The organism is Mucilaginibacter humi (assembly GCF_013087555.1).
Genome location: NZ_JABFCR010000013.1, coordinates 1 through 20,404, shown reverse-complemented (window position 1 = coordinate 20,404; position 20,404 = coordinate 1). Strand labels below are relative to the sequence as shown.

Genomic DNA, 20,404 nt, shown 5'->3' with positions numbered 1-20,404 from the left:
TTTACATTTTCAAGAAAAAAGCCTTTGGGCGATGCTTTTCGATTATATCAGCAACATGGAAAAATAAATTTCCCTGTTTTTCGTCTTCGAATCCATGTTTCCTACCTAAACTATTTTTCTTGGATACACCAGCTATAGAAAACGGCTGGCAAGGAAAGCCACCGCAAAGAATATCGAATTTCGGCGGTATAAAAGCTTTAGTTTCGTCTTTAGTAATATCACCGAATGGTGTTTCACCAAAGTTGGCGAAATATGTTTTTTGAGCGAATTTGTCATACTCTGAGCTATATACACAAAGCCCCCTAAATTTTGCAAAGCCAACCGAAAGCCGCCTATGCCGGCAAACAAATCAATAAAGGTGAATTTTTCTTTTCCTTTTGGTGGTCCGGGAAAGGGAATATCGGTAACATCAAATAAGCTTTTTTGTACGGCTTGATATAAGGCTTCCGGCTCATGAAACTCGCTGGGGTTATTTTCAGCAATTTCGTATGCTTTGTCTTTATAAACTTTGTTTTTCGTTACAACATAATGTGTAAGTACCGCCGAATCTAATTCATTAGGTACAAGAGGCGAATTAGCCTTTGAAGATTTAAGAGCCATTATTCAACGCCTCCTTCAAAAGACTTGCTGTCAAAAAACTCTCTAACAGTTATATCAAGTGCACAAATCAATTTTTTCAAGATTGATAACGGAAATGTTTCTTTTTCCGTTTTCAACCTCGTTTACATAAGTCTTATCTATCTCAGCTTTAAAGGCTAAAGCTTCTTGGGTGAGTTTTAAATTTGTCCGGTATTCCTTTATACGAAGGCCGATTTTCTTGCGAATATCCATAGCTGCAAGCTATCGCCTATTCGACTATAAGTCAATCGGATATAAGTGAACTTTTGCGATTGTGGAGAATTATTCCGGAGCCAGATTTAGCAGTAGTTGAGCCAAAGTTTTTTCAGATAAAAGCTTCTTTAATTCACATTCCCAAATCTTAACAATTTTCCACCCGCTCTCTTTTAGCAAGGCCTCGGCTTTGGTGTCATTAGTAGCATTTCCCTGTATTTTATTCAACCACCACTCTGTCCTTGTCTTCGGCACAACATAGTATCTACACCCCTCATGACCATGCCAAAAGCAGCCGTGTATAAAAATTACGGTTTTATATTTGGGGAGTACAATGTCGGGTTTGCCGGGCAGGTCTTTTACATGCAGGCGGTAGCGGAAACCGTTTTTGTGCAGGAACTGGCGTACCAGCATCTCGGGTTTGGTATTCTTACTTTTGATCCGCGACATGTTGTAGCTGCGGGTTTCTTTGCTGTGCACATCTGCCATAATGTAATAACGGTAAAGTTACAGAATTGATTTGTCTTGCGTTAGGGATGGCAATGTATACCGGCCCCTTCGCACCTAATGCCTGCAGGCGTATGAATGGACAGCCCGGGCCGCAGGCAACGCCCATGTAAGTTGAATAGTGATTGGTGGATTACAGATTAGGTTACTGTCACTTCATTTTATAGCCCGCTTTGTAAAACAAAAAATCTGGTATATTTGGTTATAACCTATATGAACATAGTAGACCTATTGATAATTGTGGTGGTGCTGGTTAGCGTGTGGACGGGGTACCAGCGGGGGTTTATCCTGTCGGGGTTGATACTGTTGTCGTGGGTTACTACGCTTGGGCTGGCGTTGGTGTTGTATAAGCCCGTTAGCGGCGTGCTGTTAAAGGTGCTGCCTAAAACGGGGGTATGGTCGCCGGCGCTGGGGTTTATTATCACCATTATACTGGCGCAGGCGGTTATCGACCGGCTGGTGCACTGGCTGCTTAACCGCGTTCCCGAACGGATTACCGAAAGCCGTACAAACCTGGTGCTGGGCACCGTGCCGGGGCTGATAAACGGCTACATATGGGCGATACTGATAGCTACCTTTTTGGTGGTGTACCCGCTGGATAATGTGTTTATGCGCGAGGCGCGCAAAAGCCCGGTAGCCAAACAGCTGGCCGGCAACGTGGGGCTGATTAACGAGCGCCTCTCGCCGATATTTACCGACGCGCTGATGCAACTGAAAGGCACAGGCACGGCTATGGTGAGCCACGAGCGGATGATAACGCTGCCGTTCCGGTCGGTAACGGCCAAACCCCGCCCCGACCTCGGAAGCCCGGATGCTGGAGCTGGTGAACCGGGAGCGCCGCAAACGCGGCCTGCAAACCCTAAAACCCGACCCGGAACTAACTAAGGTAGCGCGCGACCATTCGGTAGATATGCTGCAGCGCGGCTACTTCTCACACTACCCCCGAGGGGTTGGATCCGTTCGACAGGATGCGAAACGACGGCGTACGCTTTTTAACCGCTGGCGAAAACATAGCTATTACCCAAACCCTGCCCATGGCGCACACGGGGCTAATGAACTCGCCGGGGCATAGGGCCAATATCCTTAACCCGGCTTTCGGGCGGTTAGGCATAGGCATACTGGATGCCGGCTGGTATGGGTTGATGATTACGCAGGCATTTAGGAATTAGTGGTTCATTAGTTCAGTGGTTCATTAGTTTATTGGTGGGTGGTTTATTAGCCTGATTGTCCATTAGGCTCGCTTCGACATATCCGCTATACCACCAATGAACCAGTGAGCTAATGAACCAATGAACTATCAAAACTCCATCACTTCCTTCTTCTTCCTGTTTTTCATGCGTTTGGGGACGAACTCCGGGATCTCTGCTTTCAGGGCCTCTATCATGCGGCGCTTTAGGTAATTGCGCTGGATGACGATGCTTACCTCGCGCGCCGGCTCGGGCGATTTGAAGTAGCGTACGCGGTCGAGCTGTTTGTCGGTCAGGTCGGCCAGGGGCAAGCTCGGGCAGTATGGTGGCGCCATTGTTTTGGTCTACCATGCGTTTCAGGGTCTCCACACTACCGGTATTGTATTCGAAATGCTGGAAACCACGGGTTGATTTGCGGCGCTGGCAAATGTTTAGCACCTGCTCGCGCATGCAATGGCCTTCGTTTAGCACCCAGATCTCTTCCATATCAATATCATCCGGGTTAATGGTTTTCTTTTTATACAGCTTGCTGTGCTTGCTGGCGTAGGCCACAAAGTTTTCGTAAAACACGGGGATCTCTATGAGGCTGGTTTCGTGCAGCGGGGTGCTCAGGATGCCGCAGTCTAAAGTGCCCAGCTTTAACTGCTGGATGATCTGCTCGGTAGTTTGTTCCCATACGATGAGCTTTACCTGCGGATATTTCTGAATGAAGCCGTGTAATATTTTAGGCAGGATATAAGGGGATACGGTGGGGATGATACCCACCTTCAGCTCGCCCGAAAGTTCTTTTTGACGGTCTGATATGATCTCTTTGATCTTCTCGCTCTCGGCTAATAATACGCGGGCCTGGTTAATAATATCTATGCCTATCTCCGTAGGCGTTACAGGTTGTTTACTGCGGTCGAACAATTTTACTCCCGTGGTATCCTCCAGCTTCTGGATCTGCATGCTCAGGGTAGGCTGGGTAACAAAACACTTATCGGCGGCGGCTACAAAACTGCGGTAGGTATCAACGGCTACGATGTATTCAAGCTGGGTTATCGTCATGGTGTTAATGTGTTATAGAGTAAATCTATGTAAATATAGTAATTTATTGAATTTGGCTATATGTTATGTCAGGATTGTCCACGGTGTCTGTTAACATGGGCGGACGGACAACAAAAAAGCCGCTTAGGTTGCTAAGCGGCTTTACTATATGTTTAGACTAATCTCTAACCTCCAATCACTAATCTCTCTACTCCACCGTCACCGATTTAGCCAAATTACGTGGCTGATCGACATTACAACCACGCATAACGGCTATATGGTAGGATAAGAATTGTAGCGGTATGGTAGCCAGCAACGGAACGAAAGCATCGTCGGTATGCGGGATCTCTATTACATAATCGGCCATGTCGCGTACTTCGGTATCGCCTTCAGTTACTATGGCGATGATTTTACCGCCGCGGGCCTTAACTTCCTGGATATTGCTCACCACTTTCTCGTACGACGCGTTTTTGGTTGCGATGAAGATAACCGGCAAATCCTCGTCAATTAAGGCGATAGGGCCGTGTTTCATTTCGGCGGCAGGATAACCCTCGGCGTGTACATACGAGATCTCCTTAAGCTTTAAAGCGCCCTCTAAGGCCACCGGGAAAGAGCTTCCTCTGCCCGGAACAATGCATTGTTGGCATCTTTGAAACGGGCGGCAATTTTTTCAACGCGATCGTTACATTTTAATGTTTCTTCAACCAGGGGCGGGTATGCCTTCAAGTTCAGTTAGATATTCTATGAGCTTGCTTTTGGTAATGGTACCACGTTGCTGCGCCAGGAAGAACGCCACAATGGTTAGAGCGGTAACCTGCCCGGTAAAAGCCTTGGTTGATGCCACACCAATTTCTGGTCCGGCGTGTGTATAAAGACCGGCATCTGTAAGGCGGGGGATGGATGCGCCAACTACGTTACAGATACCAAATATAGTTGCCCCGCGCTCTTTAGCGATTTCAAGCGCTGCCATCGTATCGGCCGTTTCGCCTGATTGCGATATGGCTATTACAATGTCTTTGTCGGTAATAATAGGGTTGCGATACCTGAATTCTGACGCATACTCAACCTCTACAGGTATGCGGGCATATTCTTCAATCAAATATTCGCCAACCAGGCCGGCATGCCATGAGGTACCGCAGGCTACAATAATTATACGATCTACGTTTTTAAGCTTTTCGGCATACTCGCCAATTCCACCTAACTGTACCTTTCCTTGCGACGGATAAATGCGGCCACGCAGGCAATCACGGATAGATCGCGCCTGCTCGTAGATCTCTTTCAACATGAAGTGGTCATACCCGCCTTTTTCAAGCGACTCCAGCTTCATATCTAACTCATGGATGTATGGTGTTTGTATGGTATTATCAATATTCTTAATCAGCAACTCATCGCGCTTAACAAAAGCAATCTCATTATCATTCAGGTAGATAACGTTTTTGGTGTACTCTACAATAGGTGTAGCATCTGATGCGATAAAGTATTCGCCTTTGCCAACGCCTATTACCATTGGGCTGCCTTTGCGGGCTGCAATCAGGGTATCAGGCTCATCGGCACTCATGATAACGATGGCGTAGGCGCCTATTACTTTTGTCAGGGTTATCCTAACCGCCTCTAAAAGGTCAAGGCCGGTTTCTTTTTGGATATCTTCTACCAGGTGTATTAAAACCTCAGTATCGGTATCACTTTTAAATACATGGCCCTTGGCTAACAGGGTTTCTTTAATGATCCCGTAGTTTTCAATGATGCCGTTATGTATAATGGTTAATTTCCTGTCGTTTGATGAGTGTGGGTGCGAGTTACGGTCGCTTGGGGCACCGTGGGTGGCCCAGCGGGTATGGCCCATGCCAACCGAGCCGGAAAGACTTACATCTTTAACAAAGTTTTCAAGATCACTAACTTTTCCGGCTTTTTTATAAACCTTAAGCTCTTTATCATAAAGGGCTATACCTGCGCTATCATAACCGCGGTACTCCAGCCGGTGTAACCCTTTAATAATTATTGGGTAGGCTTCTCTATAGCCTATGTAGCCTACAATTCCACACATAAATAAGTAAATTAGTAATTAGCAAAAATAATGTAGTGATCAGCAAAAATAATCAGGTATATGTTAATAACAAGAGCAACCCATAATTAATTTTCAATATTAATTATGGGTTGTCAGAAATGCTATTTAACTACTTTTGTATAGAAAAGATTAAGTTTTATACGATACGGCGAGGTTGTATCAAAGCCTACGGCCGGGGTCCGGCCATCTATCTCGGCAGTTGGGGCAATATTCGGTTGTTGTGTAAGTACTGAAGCGCCGATGTAGGTGCCATAATCCACGCTTTTGCCGCTTAAAAGGTCTTGTATATAAGCGGTAATTACAAAATGATATTGCTGTTGTTGTTTGTCATAGAAGCCCCCAGGACGGTTCGACCAAATGAGCGTACGTCGGTAGGCGAAGCATCCTGAACGGACTGGCGCTGTTTGGCAAGATCTAACTGGTATAACGACAACTTTGGTAATGGTGCAAACGGTACTGTCGAACCGGGCATTGGTGTAACAACAAGCTCCGCCCGGTTAATAACAACATCCCCACCTATAGTTTTAATAATGTTTTTAAGATAAGGGAAACTTATTTTAGTTCTTAACCCGCCAAGCCCTTGTATATAAAAGCTTTTTCGGCCGGTGGTTGTGTTGGCAAGTTCGGTTTGTACAGCTGCAGAGCGGGTGTGTTTTACCTCGATAGCATGTGTTACGCTTGGCAAAACTAATACACCGGTATCAATAACAGTTCCATCACTGTGTTTATAATAGATCTGTACAGAAGCGGCAGAGTCAAGCGCGAACATTACGGTACCACCCGGGCCGGTTTGATTTTGATCAAGCGTTACATACAAGCCCTTTACATTGTTTTTAAATACAAGGTTTGAGTTAAGCTGATCTTTTGTTGCGTTGTAAAGAATTTTATTAATAAAAGCAGTGCTGATAGGTATTCTTAATTGCGGCGAAACTTTTACAAGCGTATCGGGCTTGTTGGCAATAGGAGTTATTATTTGTACACTATCGCTTGTTTTTGCTACGAAAGATTTACTGCCCAGTAGGGTTGACTTATCTACGCTCCAGGTTTTGGTATTATAATACAACTGAGAAAGCACGCGCTCCTTAAGCTGGTATACGTTTGCTTTGTACCTTGAGGTAAGCGAGTCGCCATAAAAACTATTACGTGCGTATTTGATAACCAGCAAAGCCGAATCGACGGTTATTGTTCCTGTAGGGATACTATAAGAAGTCAAGCCCGGCAAATTAAGGTCCATAGCCGGTTGGATTCGGTTATGCCAAAAACAGGGTCCTTGAAATAAGACAGCGCGCTATGCGCCGGGCATTGGTTTGTACACTGTCTTCGGGCACTGTATTGATAACAATGGTAGAAGTGTCTATAAGGCTGCCATTTACCCGGTTTGAATTTACTACACCCAAACCAATAGTATCCTGGTTCTTACAACTGTTCAAAATAAAAAGACTTATCAACAGCGTTAATAAGTCTAATCTATAAAATTTCATATATCGATCTCTCAAAGCTTATACAACGTTCGCCAATTCCTCACTGGCAATTTCGTCGTAAAAATTGTAATAATTTTCGAAATCTGCAGTCGAATTAAATTCTAACACCGATTTTTGGCTGTTTTTAACATTATTTAACACATCCTCATCAATGTTTTCACTTCCTAATACTATGGCGTCGCTATAATGAATGGCCCCTTCGTATAAGGCTGTATTTGTACCGTTTTTATAAACATCGGTATGCTTTTCGGTCATGTCGCCCATAACGGCTTTATGCGCAAATTCAGCGCCCATATCGCCTTTAAAATCATTCTCATAAATAGAGTAAACCACTTTTGAGTTTTTAAAAGTAGGATCGTCTTTATAAGTTGTTTTTAAATAAGCCGGTACCAATGCGCTCATCCAGCCGTGGCAGTGTATTACGTCAGGCGCCCAGCCTAATTTCTTAACCGTTTCTAATGCCCCTTTGCAAAAGAAGATCATACGCTCATCGTTATCAGCGTAAAATTTGCCGTCCTTATCCTCAAACACATGCTTGCGTTGGAAATACTCTTCATTATCTAAAAAATATACCTGCATGCGTGCTGCCGGGATAGATGCAACTTTTATGATCAGCGGATTATCGTTATCATTAATGATAATGTTCATGCCCGATAACCTGATCACTTCATGAAGTCTGTTCCTGCGCTCATTAATATTTCCAAAACGCGGCATAAGGATACGGATCTCGTAACCTTTTTCCTGCATAGCCTGCGGAAGCTGGCGTGTTATTTCAGAAATTTTAGAGAGTTCAAGGAAAGGTGACATTTCATGAGTTATAAACAAAAGCTTAGATTTACCCATCTCCAAATCAGAATTTAAATTTTGTAACACCTCAAAAAATTTGAGTGTGCAAATATACACATTATATATGAAGTATCAATCAATTATGCAAGTAGTTTTGGTAATTTTGTATCAATTGTGCAACTTCGCCCACTTTTTGTAAGCTATAATATTGAAAAACTTTACTAAAAAAGTACAACTGCAGCAACACCTTGAAAGCCTTAGAGGCGGTGGTGCTGTTATTGGCTTTGTACCTACTATGGGAGCTTTACACGCCGGGCACCTGTCATTAATAAAACAGGCCCAGCAGCAATGCGACATAGTAGTGTGCAGTATTTTTGTTAACCCCACCCAGTTTAACGACCCAAAGGACCTGGGAGATCTATCCCCGCCCGATACAGGATGATATTGCCAAATTAACACAGGCTGGCTGCGATGTGCTTTTTAATCCCGATGTTACCGAAATGTATGCCGATAATGAAAAATGGCATTTAGCTATAGGCGAGCTGGAGGGTTTACTGGAAGGGGAATTTCGGCCGGGCCATTACCGGGGCGTTACACAAGTGGTGTTTAAATTGTTTGATATTGTAAAACCCCACCCGGCATTCTTTGGACAAAAAGATTATCAGCAGGTATTGGTGATAACCCAAATGGTTAAACTGTTAAATATGCCGGTTAAATTGGTGATGTGCCCTATAGAGCGTGAGGCAGATGGCCCGGCCATGAGTTCGCGCAATATCCATTTAACAGCCGATGACAGGCAACACGCGCTTATCCTTTCAAAAACATTAAACAACGTAAAGGTTAATTTTGATAGTAACCATATTGAGCAATTAATACAAGATGCACAGGCTGCTATTAATAACGAGCCGGGTGTAAAGTTGGGCTATTTTGAAATTGTTGATGGCGATACCCTGCATCCGGCCAACAAAAATACCAAGAATGTTGTAGCACTTGTAGCCGCAACAGTTGGTAAAACAAGGTTGATTGATAATGTGATTATACGTTAGCCTATAGTTGATAGACTATAGATGATGGCCATTATGCTACAACATTTTACAAACCATGGACCATGGACTATTGACTATGGACTAAAAATAACACTAACTTTGCATCATGATTATTGAAGTATTAAAATCAAAGCTTCACCGCGTTAAAGTAACACAGGCCGAATTAAACTATGTTGGCAGTATTACTATTGATGAAGATTTGATGGATGCGGCAAATATTATTGCCAATGAGAAAGTGCAGATTGTAAATAATAACAACGGATCGCGTTTTGAGACCTATGTTATTAAGGGGGAACGGGGCAGTGGTACCGTATGCTTAAACGGCGCGGCCGCGCGGCTGGTGCAGGTGGGCGATATTGTGATCATTGTATCCTACGCTTATATGGAGATGGATGAGGCGCGTACCTATGAGCCTATTTTGGTTTTCCCGGATACGGATAATAAGCTGTTGAAGTAAAAATTCTGCAGACCCCTGCAATTATCTTCCTGCCAAAACGTTAACGATATGTTAAATATTTACGGATAAAGGTTTTATTCAATATTTTAGCACTTGGCCATGTGCCACTATTTATAGATCATAAAATATAAAAAACAGATGAAAAGATTTTTACTTGTGGCCCTTAGTGCGGCTGTATTGTTAGCATCATCGTGTGTAAAACAAAAGAGGCACCTACCGGCGATGCTCATATACGGTTTGTAAACGCGGTTGTGGGTTCGCCATCGCAGGATGTATATATTAACAACGTATTGGTAAGCAGCGGTAAAATACCTTATGGTGCCTACACATCCTATATTACATATCAGGCCGGTATCAGCCAAATAGTATTTGTTGATGGAATTACACACATAAGCCAGGCCTCTGAAGATTATGGGTCGGATATTGGCGATTATGCAACTTTTTATTTTTACGGCAATATGCAGGGCGGCTTATCAGCAGGGGGTATAAAAGATAACATGACCCCACCGGCTACCGGCAAAGCAAGGGTTAGGTTTATTAACCTTGATTATAACTTAACAAACGCAATGGTTATGACGGTTGTGGGCGGCAGCAACCTGTTTACTTCATTACAATTTTCTACAGCATCTACTTATTATGAGGTTGACCCGGGAACTAAATTTCAAGCATCAGCAACAGGAGTAACTACCTCGCCGGTTATGGATTTTAACCTGCAGGCCGGTAAAATCTATACCATTTGGTTAAGCGGCGCTTCGGCAACCGAAATTTACGGTAACGCTATCCTTCAAAACTAATACTATATATAGCCATTTTACAGATAGTTGTCGCCATGGCTGCAACTATCTGTAAACTTTGACAAATGCCTGTATGTTTTTTTAAAAAAGAACAAAAAGTAGCTATATAAATTCTATCTTTGCACCCCGACGCTGAGGTCGGGATTCCTGCTATCAGCGCATAGTATCCAGTCCATAGTTGATAGTCATAATCCATAGTCATTTGATGTTGGTTGAGGCTTAAGACTAAGGACTTAAGACTCAAGACTTAAAAAACTATGCCCAAAGACACCTCCATTAAACACATCCTTATTATCGGTTCCGGTCCTATTATTATTGGCCAGGCCTGCGAGTTTGATTATGCCGGCTCACAAGCTTCGTTATCATTAAAAGACGAAGGCATTACGGTATCTATTATCAACAGTAATCCGGCAACGATTATGACGGATAATGTAATTGCCGATAATGTGTACCTGCTGCCGCTTGAACCCGAAAGTATTGAAAAGATACTGCAGGAACAAAAAATTGATGCTGTATTGCCTACCATGGGCGGCCAAACTGCGCTTAACCTTTGCATTAGCTGTGCCGAGCGTGGTATTTGGGAAAAATACGGTGTTAAAATTGTTGGTGTTGATTTAGACGCGATAGAAAAAACCGAGAACCGCGAAGCATTTCGCCAGTTAATGGTTGATATTGGTGTGGGTGTGGCTACTTCAAAAATAGCCAACTCTTTCCTTGAAGGTAAAGAAGCCGCGCAGGAAATTGGTTTCCCGCTGGTTATCCGCCCAAGCTATACTTTAGGAGGTAAAGGCGCAGGCTTTGTACACAAAAAAGAAGATTTTGACGCAGCGCTAAGCCGTGGCCTGCAGGCATCGCCAACCCACGAGGTACTGGTAGAGCAGGCTGTTTTAGGCTGGAAAGAATACGAGCTGGAGTTGCTGCGCGACAGCAACGACAACGTGATCATTATCTGCTCGATAGAGAACTTTGACCCGATGGGTATCCATACCGGCGACTCGATAACCGTAGCCCCGGCCATGACCCTGAGCGACCGCTGCTACCAGAAATGCGTAACCAGGCCATAAAAATGATGCGCGCCATTGGTAATTTCGCTGGTGGTTGTAACGTGCAATTCTCTGTTAACCCGGCCGATGAAAAATTATAGCTATCGAGATCAACCCGCGTGTATCCCGCTCATCAGCATTAGCATCAAAAGCAACAGGTTACCCTATTGCCAAAATTGCTGCGAAATTAGCTATAGGTTATAACCTTGACGAAATAGAGAACCAGATCACCAAAACAACTTCAGCTTATTTTGAGCCGACGCTGGACTACGTGATAGTTAAGATCCCACGCTGGAACTTTGATAAATTTAAAGGCGCTAACCGCGAGTTGGGCTTACAAATGAAATCAGTAGGCGAAGTTATGGGGATTGGCCGCAGCTTTATTGAGGCATTGCAAAAAGCTTGTCAGAGCCTTGAGATAGGCCGCGCAGGTTTAGGTGCAGATGGTAAGCAAAGCCGCAACCTCGACGAAATTATGCATAGCCCGGAACACCCAAGCTGGGACAGGTTGTTCCATATTTATGATGCCATGAGTTTAGGTGTGCCAATGGAGTCTATCCGCAAGGCAACTAAGATAGACCGCTGGTTCCTGAACCAGATCCGTGATATCGTTAACCTGGAGACTGAATTGCGCCGCTACTCGGTAGGTAACATCCCTCCTGATTTCTTGTACACCTTGAAACAAAAAGGATTCTCTGATGCGCAGATAGCTTACATCCTGCACAATAACACAACCGAGGAGGATGTTTACCAGCGCCGTAAAGAACTTGGTATTAAGCGTGTTTACAAAATGGTTGATACCTGCGCCGCCGAGTTCCCTGCAAAAACGCCTTATTACTATTCAACTTACGAGGGCGAGAATGAATCTATCTCGTCTGACAGAAAAAAGATAGTTGTATTAGGCTCGGGCCCTAACCGTATTGGCCAGGGTATTGAGTTTGATTATAGCTGTGTACACGGGTTATTAGCCGCAAAAGAAGCCGGTTTTGAAGCCATCATGGTTAACTGTAACCCCGAGACGGTATCAACCGACTTTAACATGGCTGATAAGTTATACTTCGAGCCGGTATTCTGGGAGCATGTGCGCGAGATCATCGAACTGGAAAAACCAGTTGGGGTCATCGTTCAGTTAGGTGGCCAAACAGCCTTAAAAATGGCCCAAAAATGCACGAGCATGGCATCAAGATTATTGGTACATCGTTTGATGACATGGACATTGCCGAGGACCGCGGCCGTTTCTCTGATCTGTTGAAAGACCTTGATATCCCATACCCTAAATATGGCGTTGCCGAAAGTGCCGAAGAGGCAATTGAAGTTGCGCACCACGTAGGCTATCCGGTATTGGTACGCCCAAGCTATGTATTAGGCGGCCGTGGGGAATGAGCATTGTAATTAATGACGAGGACCTGGAGAAAGCGGTTGTTGGCTTACTGAAAAATTTGCCGGGCAACCGTGTGTTGATTGATCACTTCCTTGACCGTGCATCCGAAGCGGAATCTGACTCTATCAGCGATGGTGACGATGTGCATATAGTTGGTTTAATGGAACACATCGAGCCTGCCGGTATCCACTCGGGCGACTCATATGCGGTATTGCCACCATTCGATCTTTCTGACACTGTTATAGCAAAAATGGAAGAATACACCGCTAAAATTGCGAAAGCATTAAATGTGCGCGGTTTATTAAATATCCAGTTTGCTATTAAAAATGAAGATGTTTATGTGATTGAGGCCAACCCGCGTGCATCGCGTACGGTACCATTCATCGCTAAAGCATATGATGTGCCTTATATCAATATAGCTGCTAAAGTTATGCTGGGCGCTAATAAACTGAAAGACTTTACCATTGTACGCAAGCCAAAAGGTTATGCTATAAAAGAGCCGGTATTCTCTTACGATAAGTTCCCCGAAGTTGAAAAACAACTGGGCCCCGAAATGAAATCAACCGGTGAGGCCATCCGCTTTATCCCAGATTTGCAGGACCCATACTTCAGGCATTTGTACAAAGAGAAATCAATGTATTTAAGTAAATAAGTATGGCAAGCGGTCAATCTCTTAACGCATCTAACCCTAACAGAATATTAGAGCTGGACGCGTTAAGAGGCATTGCCGCATTGTTGGTGGTAGCCTTTCATTTTAATATACCATTAAGAGATAAGCTTTCTCTTCAATGGGGTGTAACCGGGGTAGATTTGTTTTTCATGATAAGTGGTTTTGTAATACTGCTAACACTGAAAAACACAAAAACTGGAAAATTTTCCTGATTAACCGGTTCTCGCGACTGTACCCTACCTATTGGGCCTGTGTAACCATCACGGCTGTTTTTCTTTTTCTTTTTGGCGATATTATTAAATCAAAGCTGGTTATACTTTACTTGAGTAATATGACCATGTTGCAATATTACCTGTTGCAGCCCCATCTGGACGAAGCTTATTGGACCATGACAGTTGAACTGTTATTTTATGTGTATATGCTTTTTATTTTTTTGATAAAAAAATTAGATGATATAGAACGGATTTCTGTAAGATTATTATTTTTTGTATTTGTTTATGGTTTATTAGCCCTTTATCCAAAAGCACACTCTCTATATAATGGGTTGTCTTACATCCCCCTTATCAATCATTTTCCATTATTTTGCTCCGGAATAATTTTTTACAATATCAAATTCACAGCTGCTACCAAACGGCGATATTTTTATTTGTTGGTTTGCTTTATTGCGCAGGTTTTTGTGTTTAAGACCGGAGGAAAGAGCCGGTTTTTTATAAATGTTTATGAATACGCGTTTATACTGTCAATATACTTCGGCTTGCTTTATTTATTTGCTGTGAACAAACTTAAGTTTATAGTAAACCGTGTAACCGTTTTTTTGGGGAACCTATCGTTTAGCCTTTATTTAATACACCAAACAATTGGAGCAGCTGTCATCTCTTTTTTACAACAATATATTAATTGGACGTTAGCTTTTGGGGTTACGCTGTTGCTTGTGATCTTATTAGCCTATCTTATTAATAGGTTAGTTGAAGTGCCGGCTACAAAATATTTGCGTAAAAAACTGCACTCAAATCATACACAAATACCAGCTGCAGTTACCCTATAAATACTTATTGATCCACCATTAAACCCCTAACCTCAAAAGTTAACCTGCGCCTGGGGTCGGTTTTAACTGTATGTTGCTTCTTGCCCCGCACCGTATCACCCGCAAAATGCTGCAGGTCGTCGGCTATAAATTGTTTTTGGGCCACGCCTTCAACAAATACTATTTTACCGGTTAAGGCCGCGGGTAGCTTGATGTTGTAATTTTTAAAATGCGCGGCGATGATCTTGCCTTTGCCGGCATCCAGCTCAAACCAGCCGCCCTTAGGTTTGGTTACTTTTATAATACGCCCGCGAATCGTGGTGCTGATGCGTACTTTCTTATCCATAAATGCCTCAATGCGCCAGGCAGGTATTACCTGGTGGTATCAGGCTTTGCGCCATAAACCATACCATGGGGCAGGGGTGTATGTTGTGCGGCGGCAGTTAGCGAGATATAAAGACAAAGCAGCAATAAACGGTATTTCATATTAACTGAACAAGAAATTACAAACTTGGTTTTATGCGGCACACTAATGGGGACGGTTAAGCCGTTTTAACACCGCCATTATGTTAATAATTGTTAAAAACAGGTCTGCTATGCTCATCTTGTACATAATTAACCCATGAATAAATTATATTTAAAAATTATATAATAAGCTATCTTTGCAGCCGCATTAAATACCATGCGGCCTGAATGGAAACGGCGGGACGAACGAATAAATTTGAAATAATATACCAGCATGAAAAAATCGCTACAAGGCACTTTTTAATTATACTTTTTATTACGACTATGGCAGCTATAACCGGCTGTAACAAAAGAATGATCAAACGGTACCAATACCTGTGCCTATAATTAACCCTATAATTACAAACGTAACAGCTACTACAGCCACTGTGGGCGGCCGTTTAGGATCATCCAGCCTGGTTACCGAAGACGGGATCTGCTTTAGCCCAAGCAATCCAACCCCTACCGTAAATGATATATTTATTAGCGATACCCTTGCCGCGCGCTGGGAAAATACCCTAACCGGCCTAAGTCCAAATACTACTTATTATGTAAGGGCATACGCCAAAAGTAGTTTAGGTGTTGGTTACAGCGATGTTTTAACATTTAAAACCAATGCTACAGCAGCTGTGCCAACCGGCACGGTAACCACTTTTGCGGGTAGCACGGCCGGTACATCAGGTTATGCAGAAGGCACCGGAACAAATGCTTTGTTTGATGGCCCGCAAAGCATCGCGTTTAACGCTGCCACAGGCAAATTGTATGTTACAGAATCATTTAATAATAGCATCCGGACGATTACTACTACCGGTGCTACAAGTGTAGTATCAAAGGCGGTTATTGGATATGCAGACGGCAACTTAGCTGCCGCGCAGTTTTATGGACCCAAAGGCTTATCGTTTGACGCGGCCGGAAACGCGTACCTTGCCGACCTTGGTAATAACGTTATCCGCAAAATTGCGACAACAGGCGCAGTAACTACTTTAGCCGGTAATACCATTGCCGGCTTTATTGAGGGCGCTGCTACTAAGGCAGAGTTTTATAACCCAAGCGCTACAGCTGTTGATGCATCAGGAAATGTTTATGTTGCAGATAGAAGTAAAATCTTATCCGCAAAATTACAACTGCAGGTGTGGTGAGCACATTGGCAGGATACAAGGCCACAGGCGGGTATTCGCAAACAACCGTACCGGGATACTACGACGGCGACCCGGGAACAGCCTTGTTTAATAATCCGGTAGCTTTAACTATGGATGCTACAGGCAATATTTATGTAGCCGATTATAAAAACAATGCTATCCGTAAAGTTACCCCGGCGGGTGTGGTTTCAACCTATGCCGGTGGCATATACTTTCCGGCAATGTTAGGTAACCCTACAGGTGTTGTATTGGATGCCCGGGGCAATATGTTTATATCAGAAGCCAGTGGCCGTATTATCGAAATAACAGCCAACAAAGTATTATATGTATTGGCCGGGGCGGCAAAAAGCAGCGGCTATGTAAATGGTGTTGGTGCCGCCGCACGTTTCAACAATCCGCAATCATTAACGCTTGACGGGCAAGGTAATTTATACGTGGCTGATTTTAACAATAACGTTATCCGTAAAATTACCATAGCGGTTCAATAAATATCGAATCCGCATTAAAACAAAAGAGCCGTGTTGTAATAACACGGCTCTTTCGTTTTAACAGCATGTCATTTCGAAGCGTAGCGAGAAATCTTAAACGTTTAGCTATAGTCCGCTTATTTAAGATTTTTTTCGCTACGCTCAAGAGAGAAGTTCCCACTCGTTCCCCGTTTCGAAATGACATTGCTGTTGTGTTATTATCACCCAAACAACAGCTCAAAAACCTCCTCAATATTAGCTACCATTTTTATATCGATGGTATAACGCGACAAGTCCATGCGTTTTTTGTCCCGGGCCGCCGATGGCATATTGTATTTGGAGATATAAATTTGCTCGAAGCCTAATTTCTGCGCTTCGGCAATGCGTTGCTCCACCCGGTTAACCGCTCGGATCTCGCCGGATAAACCGATCTCGCCCGCGAAACAGGTTTTTGTTGGGATAGGAATATTTTGATAGGATGAGATAATGGCGGCAGCCAGCCCCGTCTATCGCCGGGTCCTCCACCTTTATGCCGCCGGTAATGTTCAGGAAAACATCCTGCGCGCCCAGTTTAAATCCGCAGCGCTTCTCTAACACGGCAAGCAGCATGCTCATTCGTTTGGCGTCAAAGCCATTTGCGTTGCGCTGGGGCGTTCCATATACCGATGTGCTTACCAATGCCTGGGTTTCTATCAGCATCGGTCTCATGCCCTCTAAAGTGGCTGATATGGTTATGCCACTCAATGGTTCATCGCGTTGCGATAATAAAATTTCTGAGGGATTAGACACCTCGCGCAAGCCCTCGCCCAGCATCTCATAGATCCCCAGCTCTGATGCCGAACCGAACCTGTTCTTCACCGTGCGTAATATGCGGTAAACATGGTGCCTGTCGCCCTCAAACTGTAAAACGGTATCAACCATATGCTCCAGTATTTTAGGGCCGGCTATCATGCCGTCTTTAGTAATATGGCCGATCAGGAATACCGGCGTGGCGCTTTCTTTGGCAAAACGCAAAAGCTCGGCGGTACACTCGCGCACCTGCGATACACTGCCCGGCGTGGATTCTATATGTGATGAATGAAGTGTCTGGATCGAGTCGACCACCACCAGGTCGGGCTCCAGCTCTTCAATCTGCTTAAATATGTTTTGGGTTGATGTTTCGGTTAAAATAAAGCATCCTTTATTGAGTTCGGAATGCGGAGCGTTGATTGCGGAGTTTAAATTTTTACTTCCGACTTCGGCATTTCGATTTCCGACTTCCAAAAGCCTTTCCGCCCGCATCTTGATCTGCTTCTCGCTTTCCTCGCCCGATATATAAAGGACTTTGAGATTTGGCATATTCAGCGCCAGTTGCAGCATCAGGGTTGATTTACCAATACCCGGCTCGCCGCCAATCAGTACCAATGAGCCGGCGACTATGCCGCCACCCAGTACACGGTTAAATTCTTTATCGGGTGTTAACAGGCGGTCCTCTTCACGGAAAGTGATCTCGCTAACTCAACCGGTTTATTGGCCCGTTGCTGCGTGGTGCTGCTGCTTACCTTCCGTGGGTACAGCTTTGTTATCCTTTTCAATAACCTCCTCAACAAAAGTGTTCCATTGCTGGCACGATGGGCATTTACCCAGCCACTTTGCCGACTCGAACCCACAGCTTTGACAGAAATACGCGATCTTAGATTTAGCCAATTTGATTTACGATTTTAGAATTAAGATTTACGATTAAGCAAATGTGCGGATTTAATATATAACGGCAAAGCGTTTTGCTAAATTAATTAGCAAAACGCTGCCATAAATTAAATAAAGCCTAAAACAATTATTCGCTCCTCAAACTCTTTACCGGGTTGGCTATCGCTGCTTTTATTGCCTTAAAGCTTATGGTTGCTAACGCGATGATGATGGAAGCCATACCACCAGCCGCAAACAGCCACAGGCTAATATTGATGCGATAAACGTAGGCTTGCAGCCATTGGTGCATGTAATACCAGGCAATGGGGGCGGCAATGGCAAAAGCGATGGCAATAAGCGCCATAAATTCTTTTGAAAACAGGTAAACAATATTGGCCACACTTGCGCCAAGTACTTTACGGATGCCTACTTCTTTTACCCGCTGCACCGCCATAAATGAGGCTAAGCCATACAAACCAAGGCAACTGAGGAATATCGCGATGGTAGCAAAAATCTTATATAGTTGGGCCAGCTGGTTTTCCTGTTTATAAAAGCTGGCAATCTTTTCATCTAAAAACTGGTAATCGTAAACCAGACACGGAAATGTTTGCTCCCATAATTTTTTGACGGACAGCATGGTAGCAGCCATGTTTGTGGTAGAGAGTTTTATGGACGCCTGGCGGTACATAGTGCTGTTTGTCGCTATAAGTAAAGGCGCCAGATTATTGCGTAATGACCGGTCATTAAAATCCTTCAGCACGCCGACAACCGGGCATTTTATCAGGCCGTCCATTATACTTACTTCTTTGTTTAAAATATCTTCCGGCCGTTTCAATCCTAAGCTTTTCACAAAGGCTTCGTTCACCAGAAACTCTTTTGTCCAACCGGATGGCTGCAAATTTTTGCCGGCTACCAATTGTAACTTATACGTTGGCACATAGTCATGATCTGCGAATTTAACAATAGCCTCAAAACCTGCTTCTTTTAACGCATTGTCAAACTTGAGCGAGGTAAACCTATTATTATCATCTTCAAGTGGCGAGTTAGAACTAAAGGTTACCGCCAGTGCCCCTTTTAATAACAACTGCTGCTTTAAATAATCCGTCATTTTGCCGCCGGTACTGTCCGGGCGGAAAGGAACATTGACGATCGCATCTTTATCAAAACCCAACGGCCGATTCATAAAATACTTCATCTGCTGTACAATGATGAGTGTCCCGATGATTAGCGCTTGTGCGATGATAAATTGAAATACCACCAGCCCTCTTCTTAATGAAATCCCATTTTCGTTAACGGTTAGTTTACTCTTTAAAGCATTAACGGGATTAAAACGCGATAAAACAATAGAAGGATAAAAACCGGCAAGTGCGGTTACAACGATAGTTACCGCTAAAAGGAATAAAATAATTGCAGGATTAGTGAATATATTAAATGACAGAGAAAGCTCTAAAAGTTGATTAATGTAGGGCAATGCAATTAAGGAAATAACTGTGGCAAACAGTACGGCACACGTAACTATCAAAAATGTCTCCACAATAAATTGGATCTGTAATTGTGATTTACTGCTTCCCAAAACTTTTCGCACCCCAACCTCTTTTGCGCGATTAACCGCCCGGGCTGTAGATAGGTTGATAAAGTTTACACAGGCAATTAATAGGATGAATGCCGCAATAAGCCACAACACATTAAGCAATTTATGACTGATTGTTTTGTTACTGTAATTGCCGGCTTCTGCATCATAATGTACAGCTGTTAATGGCTGTAAAATATGGCTGTCTTTATTATCCGGGGCAGTACTTTTCGTGAGTACGTTCTTAGCTGTTTATTCAGGTTATCAACAGCAACATTAGGGGCAGCAAAACATAACAACCAAAATCGGCTGATGTTCCTTTCCAACCAAAGTTGCTGAAATCCATATTGTTTATCACCGGTAAAATTTGTTCCCCGGCAATCACCAGTTTTAGGCGGAAGTCTGTATTTGCGGGTATGGTTGCCGGATGCCCGATACTTTTAATGCCATCGGCGGAAACTGGAACAATGCTGCCCCCATACTATAATATCCTGTCAGCTTAATGGTTTTACCCATTGCTTTTGTCCAGTCACCAAAATACGTTTCCGCAATTTCTTTAGTAAGTAATACATTATTTGGATCTTTTAACGAGGCATACGACCCGACAAGCAGCGGGAACTTAAAAATATTGAAGAATGACGGCTCTGTATAAAACACACCACTTTGCTCTTTAAAATTCTTTACCGGGATTCCGTTAGCATCAACTACCTGTAATTCATCATTATGGCTTGCATAAATCTGGGCCACTTGTTCCAGCTGCG

The 20,404-nt window shown here is 43.7% G+C and carries 20 protein-coding genes and 5 pseudogenes; 11 read left to right on the top strand and 14 right to left on the bottom strand.

Features of this window, described 5'->3' with window-relative positions; genetic code table 11:
- Position 1 precedes the first annotated feature (1 nt).
- The 3 genes and pseudogenes from HK413_RS21950 to HK413_RS04115 all read right to left on the bottom strand — a co-directional run.
- Positions 2-303: pseudogene (locus tag HK413_RS21950) on the bottom strand (DNA cytosine methyltransferase); the annotation flags it as partial.
- 351 nt (positions 304-654) lie between these two features.
- Complete coding sequence (locus tag HK413_RS21945) at positions 655-831, bottom strand: helix-turn-helix domain-containing protein (RefSeq protein ID WP_217452056.1); 177 nt, start codon at positions 829-831, stop codon at positions 655-657.
- Between the two features lie 69 nt (positions 832-900).
- Complete coding sequence (locus HK413_RS04115; RefSeq protein ID WP_175269236.1) at positions 901-1,320, bottom strand: very short patch repair endonuclease; 420 nt, start codon at positions 1,318-1,320, stop codon at positions 901-903.
- Positions 1,321-1,551: 231 nt separating this feature from the next.
- Here HK413_RS04115 and HK413_RS04110 point away from each other — a divergent pair, with 231 nt between their 5' ends.
- On the top strand, positions 1,552-2,223 hold the full coding sequence (locus HK413_RS04110; protein ID WP_175269235.1) for a CvpA family protein: 672 nt from the start codon (positions 1,552-1,554) through the stop codon (positions 2,221-2,223).
- Positions 2,150-2,507: pseudogene (locus tag HK413_RS16655) on the top strand (CAP domain-containing protein). Before HK413_RS04110 ends, HK413_RS16655 begins: the two are co-directional and overlap by 74 nt.
- A 128-nt stretch (positions 2,508-2,635) precedes the next feature.
- Here HK413_RS16655 and HK413_RS04100 read toward each other — a convergent pair.
- From HK413_RS04100 to HK413_RS04075, 7 genes and pseudogenes are all read right to left on the bottom strand, one after another.
- Positions 2,636-3,572 (bottom strand): annotated as a pseudogene (locus HK413_RS04100) (LysR substrate-binding domain-containing protein).
- 187 nt (positions 3,573-3,759) lie between these two features.
- Positions 3,760-4,185, bottom strand: a complete 426-nt coding sequence (locus HK413_RS19315; RefSeq protein WP_317169282.1) for an SIS domain-containing protein — start codon at positions 4,183-4,185, stop codon at positions 3,760-3,762.
- Between the two features lie 66 nt (positions 4,186-4,251).
- The gene (gene glmS, locus HK413_RS04095) at positions 4,252-5,595 is read right to left on the bottom strand and encodes a glutamine--fructose-6-phosphate transaminase (isomerizing) (RefSeq protein ID WP_262886782.1); all 1,344 of its coding nucleotides are present in this window, start codon (positions 5,593-5,595) and stop codon (positions 4,252-4,254) included.
- A gap of 122 nt (positions 5,596-5,717) precedes the next feature.
- Positions 5,718-5,876, bottom strand: coding sequence for a hypothetical protein (locus tag HK413_RS04090; protein ID WP_175269233.1), 159 nt, complete (start codon positions 5,874-5,876; stop codon positions 5,718-5,720).
- Between the two features lie 38 nt (positions 5,877-5,914).
- On the bottom strand, positions 5,915-6,850 hold the full coding sequence (locus HK413_RS04085) for a DUF4270 family protein (RefSeq protein ID WP_175269232.1): 936 nt from the start codon (positions 6,848-6,850) through the stop codon (positions 5,915-5,917).
- Positions 6,851-6,866: 16 nt separating this feature from the next.
- The gene (locus tag HK413_RS04080) at positions 6,867-7,097 is read right to left on the bottom strand and encodes a hypothetical protein (protein ID WP_175269231.1); all 231 of its coding nucleotides are present in this window, start codon (positions 7,095-7,097) and stop codon (positions 6,867-6,869) included.
- Between the two features lie 18 nt (positions 7,098-7,115).
- Positions 7,116-7,940: a glycogen/starch synthase gene (locus HK413_RS04075; RefSeq protein ID WP_175269230.1), complete on the bottom strand. Its 825-nt coding sequence runs from the start codon at positions 7,938-7,940 to the stop codon at positions 7,116-7,118.
- Between the two features lie 151 nt (positions 7,941-8,091).
- Here HK413_RS04075 and HK413_RS20680 point away from each other — a divergent pair, with 151 nt between their 5' ends.
- From HK413_RS20680 to HK413_RS04045, 7 genes and pseudogenes are all read left to right on the top strand, one after another.
- On the top strand, positions 8,092-8,325 hold the full coding sequence (locus tag HK413_RS20680) for a pantoate--beta-alanine ligase (RefSeq protein ID WP_317169275.1): 234 nt from the start codon (positions 8,092-8,094) through the stop codon (positions 8,323-8,325).
- A complete protein-coding gene (locus HK413_RS04070) occupies positions 8,258-8,929 on the top strand; it encodes a 4-phosphopantoate--beta-alanine ligase (protein ID WP_317169274.1) in 672 nt (223 codons plus the stop codon). Before HK413_RS20680 ends, HK413_RS04070 begins: the two co-directional genes overlap by 68 nt.
- A 106-nt stretch (positions 8,930-9,035) precedes the next feature.
- The gene (gene panD, locus HK413_RS04065; protein WP_175269229.1) at positions 9,036-9,386 is read left to right on the top strand and encodes an aspartate 1-decarboxylase; all 351 of its coding nucleotides are present in this window, start codon (positions 9,036-9,038) and stop codon (positions 9,384-9,386) included.
- 191 nt (positions 9,387-9,577) lie between these two features.
- A complete protein-coding gene (locus tag HK413_RS04060) occupies positions 9,578-10,180 on the top strand; it encodes a DUF4397 domain-containing protein (RefSeq protein WP_175269228.1) in 603 nt (200 codons plus the stop codon).
- Positions 10,181-10,437: 257 nt separating this feature from the next.
- Positions 10,438-13,256: pseudogene (gene carB, locus HK413_RS20675) on the top strand (carbamoyl-phosphate synthase large subunit).
- Between the two features lie 2 nt (positions 13,257-13,258).
- Positions 13,259-13,486 (top strand): acyltransferase family protein, encoded by a 228-nt coding sequence (locus HK413_RS04050; protein WP_175269227.1) that lies wholly within the window; start codon positions 13,259-13,261, stop codon positions 13,484-13,486.
- Positions 13,393-14,319, top strand: coding sequence for an acyltransferase family protein (locus HK413_RS04045; RefSeq protein ID WP_175269226.1), 927 nt, complete (start codon positions 13,393-13,395; stop codon positions 14,317-14,319). The genes HK413_RS04050 and HK413_RS04045 overlap by 94 nt, the downstream gene beginning before the upstream one ends.
- Before the next feature lie 4 nt (positions 14,320-14,323).
- On the opposite strand, the gene HK413_RS04040 is transcribed toward HK413_RS04045, so the two are convergent.
- A complete protein-coding gene (locus tag HK413_RS04040; protein ID WP_175269225.1) occupies positions 14,324-14,644 on the bottom strand; it encodes a DUF4920 domain-containing protein in 321 nt (106 codons plus the stop codon).
- 496 nt (positions 14,645-15,140) lie between these two features.
- Between HK413_RS04040 and HK413_RS04035 the strand changes: the two genes are divergently transcribed.
- Both HK413_RS04035 and HK413_RS04030 read left to right on the top strand, forming a co-directional pair.
- Entirely contained in the window at positions 15,141-15,941 is an 801-nt protein-coding gene (locus HK413_RS04035; RefSeq protein ID WP_175269224.1) for a hypothetical protein, read from the top strand.
- Complete coding sequence (locus HK413_RS04030) at positions 15,938-16,429, top strand: NHL repeat-containing protein (protein WP_217452055.1); 492 nt, start codon at positions 15,938-15,940, stop codon at positions 16,427-16,429. Before HK413_RS04035 ends, HK413_RS04030 begins: the two co-directional genes overlap by 4 nt.
- Before the next feature lie 200 nt (positions 16,430-16,629).
- On the opposite strand, the pseudogene radA reads toward HK413_RS04030, so the two are convergent.
- The 3 genes and pseudogenes from radA to HK413_RS04015 all read right to left on the bottom strand — a co-directional run.
- Positions 16,630-18,094 (bottom strand): annotated as a pseudogene (gene radA, locus HK413_RS04025) (DNA repair protein RadA).
- Between the two features lie 127 nt (positions 18,095-18,221).
- Complete coding sequence (locus tag HK413_RS04020) at positions 18,222-19,757, bottom strand: FtsX-like permease family protein (protein ID WP_317169273.1); 1,536 nt, start codon at positions 19,755-19,757, stop codon at positions 18,222-18,224.
- 276 nt (positions 19,758-20,033) lie between these two features.
- A partial coding sequence (locus tag HK413_RS04015; protein WP_217452054.1) for an ABC transporter permease occupies positions 20,034-20,404 on the bottom strand: 371 nt, incomplete at its 5' end.